This is a genomic window from Burkholderia sp. E168m23 (assembly GCF_016586125.1).
GTDB classification, from domain to species: domain Bacteria; phylum Pseudomonadota; class Gammaproteobacteria; order Burkholderiales; family Burkholderiaceae; genus Burkholderia; species Burkholderia orbicola.
The window spans coordinates 1-4,984 of record NZ_BCPP01000524.1 but is presented as its reverse complement, the minus strand read 5'-3'; the positions used below and the strand labels follow the sequence as shown (position 1 = coordinate 4,984).

The window sequence follows — 4,984 nt, the reverse complement described above, 5'->3', positions numbered from 1 at the left end:
TACTGCACGTACGACGAGTCGCGCAGCTCGCGCAGCCAGTCGGCATACGCCTGCTCGGCCTTGCGCTGGCCGATCGCCTGACGGGCGATGTCCATCTGCTGCTGCACCGACCCTTCCGCCTCGCGGCGGTTCAGCACCTGGATCAGGTGGTAGCCGTATTCGGTACGAATCGGCTGACTGATCTGGCCGTCCTGCAGGTTGTTCATCGCGCGCTCGAATTCCGGCACGGTCTCGCCCGGGCTGATCCAGCCGAGATCGCCGCCCTGCGACGCGGAACCGTCCTGCGAATAGGTGCGCGCGAACTTCGCGAAATCGCCGCCGGCCTCGACCTGGTTGCGGATGTCGACCAGTTGCTGGCGCGCCTGGCCTTCGGACTTGCCTTCGCCGACGCGCAGCAGGATATGGCGCACGTGCGTCTGGACGATCTTCGGCGCCGCGGCGCTCGCGCCCTGGCTCTGGCGGCGATCGACGAGGCGCACGATCTCGAAGCCGTCCGGCACGCGGATCAGCGTCGGGTTGACCTGGCCCGGGCGCAGCTTCGACGCGGCGTCGACGACGTCGGCCGGCAGCGCGCTCGGCGACTTGAAGCCGAGATCGCCGCCCTTCTTCGCGTCGTTCGCTTCGGAGTTGTTCTTCGCGAGGCGCTCGAAATCGGCGCCCGACTTCGCCTGCTGCAGCAGCGCGTCGGCCTTCTTCTGCGCGGCCTCGATGTCGGCCTGCGGCGCGTTGGTGGGCGCCTTGATGAAGATGTGCTGGAAGCGCAGGTCCTGCTGCTGCGACGCGTTCGGCCCGCGCTGGCTCGCGATGTAGTTCGCGACCTCGGCGTCCGACACCGTGATCTTGCCGTCGACCTCGCGCTCGCGCAGCTTCGACAGCATCAGCTCGGTGCGCGCGTCGTTCGTGAAGATGCTCCAGGGCACGCCTTGCGCCTCGAGGCGCCCGCGGTACTGGTCGAGCGTCATCCCGTTCGCCTGCGCGAGACGCTGCAGCGTGGCCTGCACGGTCGCGTCGTCGATACGGATTCCGTCGTCCTTGGCCTTCTGCACCTGGATACGCTCGAGCACCATCTGGTTCAGCACCTGCGCGCGCAGCTGGTCGGCCGGCGGCACCGGCGCGTTCTGCTGCTGCAGCCGGCGCGCGATCAGGCCGACGCGCTGGTCGAGTTCGCGGCCCGTGATCACGTCGTTGTTGACGACCGCGACGACTTCGTCGGCGAGCTGCGCACCTTGCGAACCGAGCGCCTGCGCCGCGGCCGGCGCGGCGACGAGCAGCGCGGCGGACGCGGCGAGGCTGGACACGACTGCCGCGAAACGAAGGGTTTTCTTCATTGCCACTGGAACTCCATTGAAATCGTGCTGACCGGTGCAGACATGCCGGCGTTACTCGTAGTTGCTGAAGCGGGACATCGGCGGCGGCGGCGGCGGCAACGGCGTGTAGCCCGGCACCCCGGCGCGGAATGCGGACACGAGGCCGTTGTCGACGGTCGACAGGCCCTTGAGCGTCAGCTGCATCATGAATCGCGTCGACGAGTTCTGCTGTCCCGACGAATTGATGCCGTTCGCGGCCCGCTGCACCCCGACCCCGAGCGCCCAGCAATCCGCGTCGTATTGTAAGCCGACCAGACCGTCGACCACGCGATCTCCGGCGAGGTCGTAGTTGAAACGGCCGATCGCATACAGGCGGCGCGTGAGCGGCCATTGCGCGGACACCAGGAACTGGTTGATCGGCTGGTTGTCGAGGGTGGTGTTCGCACGCGTATAGCGGTAGCCGACGTTGATCACGCGGCGCTCGCCCGGGCTGTAGCCGAAACCGACGCTCGACTTCACGAGCTGGTTGTTGTTCTGGTTGTACTGGAATGCCGTCTCGGACATGAAGCCCGAGCCGAGCTTCAGCGCGGCGCCGACGATCAGGTCGGAGTGGCGCGCCAGCACGGCGGCCTGCCCGGGGTTCAGCGTGACGCGCTGATCGGCGAAGTAGTACTGCTGCGCGATCACGAAGCGCGCGCGCTCGTCGCCGGTGCGCGGATCGATGAAGCGCGACGTCAGGCCGGCCGTGATCCGGTTCGCATCGGCGATCCGGTCGTTCCCGACGAACGTGTTCGGCTGGTAGATTTCCGCGAGGCCGAAGTCCGATTCCGCGGTGTCGAACAGCGGCGCGTTCGACTGGTCGCGATACGGCGTGTACACGTAGTACAGGCGCGGCTCGAGGGTCTGGATGAAGTCCTGGCCGAACAGGCGCACCGAGCGATCGAAGATCAGGCCCGTGTCGAAGGTCACGGTCGGGATCGACTCGGTGAAGCGCTTCGGGCTGTTCGGCGTGGTCGACGACAGGTAGTTCAGGTCGTACGACGCGAAGTGGTACTGGACCTTCGGCACGACGAAGTAGCCGGGGCCGTACACGCCGTACGAGATGTACGGGTTGAAGACGATCCGGTCGCCTTCGGTCGCATCGGCGGTCGTGATGCGGAACCGCGAATAGTCGGCTTCCGCGCCGAAGTCGAACCCGCCGACGTTGTACTTCGTGTACTTCACGTTCAACTGCGGCTCGCGGCTGTACGGCGCGATCGACGGCGGCAGCGTCTGCCAGTGCTGGTAGCGCGCGAGCACCGACCACGGGCCGTTGTTGTACGTGAGGCCCGCTTCCTGCTGGTACAGCGTCTGCGTCCCGTTGATGAACTGGTTCGCCGAGCCGAGGTCTTCGGGATACGTGTTGTCCGAGACCTTGTTGTAATAGACGTAGCCGCCGAAGCCGCCGCCGAAGTTCTGCTGGTGCTGCCAGTAGATCGCGTAGCGGTTGCGGTGCGCGAGCCGGTCATCCGGCAGGTAATTGGCCGTAAACGTGCCCGAATACGACGGCGACAGATAGCGGAACGTCGCTTCGGTCATCACGCCGCGCCGCGAGATGATGCGCGGCGTGAGCGTCAGGTCGCGGTTCGGCGCGATGTTGAAGTAGTACGGCAGCGACAGCTCGAAGCCGTTGCTCGAGTTCATCGAGAACGTCGGCGGCAGCAGGCCGCTGCGCCGCTCGCCCGACAGCGGGAACGTCATCCACGGGCTCGCGAAGATCGGCACGCCCTGGAAGAACAGCACGCCGTTGCGCGCGGTGCCTTCGTCGGCGCCCGTATCGAAATCGAAGCGGCTGCCCTTGATGTACCAAGCGGGGTTCGTCGAGCACTGGCACGCCGTGTACGTGCCGTTGACGAACACCGAGCGCTCGTTGTCGACCATGTCGACACGCTCCGCGCTGCCCGAGCCGCCCGTCACGTTGAAGTGATACTTCGGCGCGGTCATGAAGCCCTGGTTCGCCTCGATCTTCAGGTGCGCCTCGGGGCCGGCGAACGACGTGCCGCCATTGATCACCTTGACCTGGCCGTACGCATCGGCCATGTCGGTATCCTGATCGTAGTGGATCGCGTCGGCCTTCACGACGGCGTCGCCGCGCCGCAGCTCGGCCGAGCCCTTCGCGGCGAGATCCTGCTCGGCGGTGCCGCTCGTATGGTCGGCGATCACGAAGGCGGCCGGCTTCGCGCCGTCCTTCAGCGGATGATCCTCGAGCTGGGGCGCGAGACGCAGATCCCACGGCGAGTCGAGCGGCTGCGGCTGCGCAGCCGCGCCCGACAGCTGCGCATACGACACGGCCGGCACGAGGCCGGGCACGGCCAGGAGCGCGAGCGCGAGCCGCCGTTTGCGCGGCGCCCCGTCACCGGGGAAAACATTCGGGAATAGCGGTTTGGGCGGCATCTATCGTTTGGCGAATCGCCCCTTGTCAACCGCGCCTGCACGGCACCTCGCGCGCGGCGGCCGCGCCGTCGAGCCGCGACTGCGGCTCTTCGCAAACCGGGGAGGCGATCGGGCGGACGGCGCGACAGGCGGCGGGCCTGCACGGCGGAAGCTGACGCGGGGCGCGTCAAAAAAGTCGTGGGGTATTATATGGCAAGACGTTCCCCCCTCCGCCGAGTTTCATGACGCCCCCATCCGCCGCATCCCAGCCCGACGCCCGCCTCGACGCGCTCACCGCGTGGCTGCACCCGCTCGCCGAGCGCTACGCCCTCGACCTGTCGACCCTCGCGCCCGCCTCGTCGGACGCCAGTTTCCGCCGCTATTTCCGCGTCGCGTCGGCCGCGAGCCCCGGCGGCACGCTGATCGCGGTCGATGCGCCGCCGCCCGAGAAGTGCCGCGAGTTCGTCCAGGTCGCGCAGTTGCTCGCCGCGGCCGGCGACCACGTGCCGGACGTGCTGGCCCACGATTTCGACGCGGGCTTCATGCTCGTGACCGACCTCGGCCGCACGTCGTACATCTCGGTGCTCGATCCGGCGGACCCGACCGCCGCACGCCCGCTGATGCGCGCCGCGCTCGATGCGCTGATCCGCTTCCAGCTCACGTCGAAGCCCGACGTGCTGCCGCCGTTCGACGAAGCGTTCCTGCGCCGCGAAATGGAGCTGCTGCCCGAATGGTTCGTCGGCCGCCACCTCGGCAAGCCGGTCACCGACGCGATGCGCGGCACGCTCGACCGCACCTTCGCGCTGCTGGTCGCGAGCGCGCACGCGCAGCCGCAGGGTTTCATGCTGCGCGACTTCATGCCGCGCAACCTGATGGTCTGCGAGCCGAACCCCGGCGTGCTCGACTTCCAGGACGCCGTATACGGACCGCTGACGTACGACGTCGTGTCGCTGCTGCGCGACGCCTTCATCAGCTGGGACGAGGAGTTCGAGCTCGACTGCTTCGCGTATTACTGGGAAAAGGCGAAAAAGGCCGGCCTGCCGGTCGATCCGGATTTCGGCGAGTTCTACCGCCAGCTCGAATGGATGGGGCTGCAGCGCCATATCAAGATTCTCGGCCTGTTCGCGCGCATCAACTACCGCGACGGCAAGCCGCACTACCTGAACGACCTGCCGCGCTTCCTGACCTATGCGCGCAAGGTCGCGCTGCGCTATCGCCCGCTCGTGCCGTTCGCGAAGCTGCTCGACGAGCTCGAGGGCAACGCA

At 67.5% G+C, this 4,984-nt stretch carries 3 protein-coding genes; 1 reads left to right on the top strand and 2 read right to left on the bottom strand.

Annotated features, from left to right (window positions below; genetic code table 11):
- Positions 1–1,328, bottom strand: a 1,328-nt coding sequence (locus JMF90_RS23805; RefSeq protein WP_201325500.1) for a peptidylprolyl isomerase, incomplete at its 3' end; no start/stop codon positions are given.
- Positions 1,329–1,379: 51 nt separating this feature from the next.
- Complete coding sequence (locus JMF90_RS23800; protein WP_011546173.1) at positions 1,380–3,740, bottom strand: LPS-assembly protein LptD; 2,361 nt, start codon at positions 3,738–3,740, stop codon at positions 1,380–1,382.
- A gap of 221 nt (positions 3,741–3,961) precedes the next feature.
- Between JMF90_RS23800 and JMF90_RS23795 the strand changes: the two genes are divergently transcribed.
- Positions 3,962–4,984, top strand: a 1,023-nt coding sequence (locus JMF90_RS23795; protein ID WP_201325499.1) for an aminoglycoside phosphotransferase family protein, incomplete at its 3' end; no start/stop codon positions are given.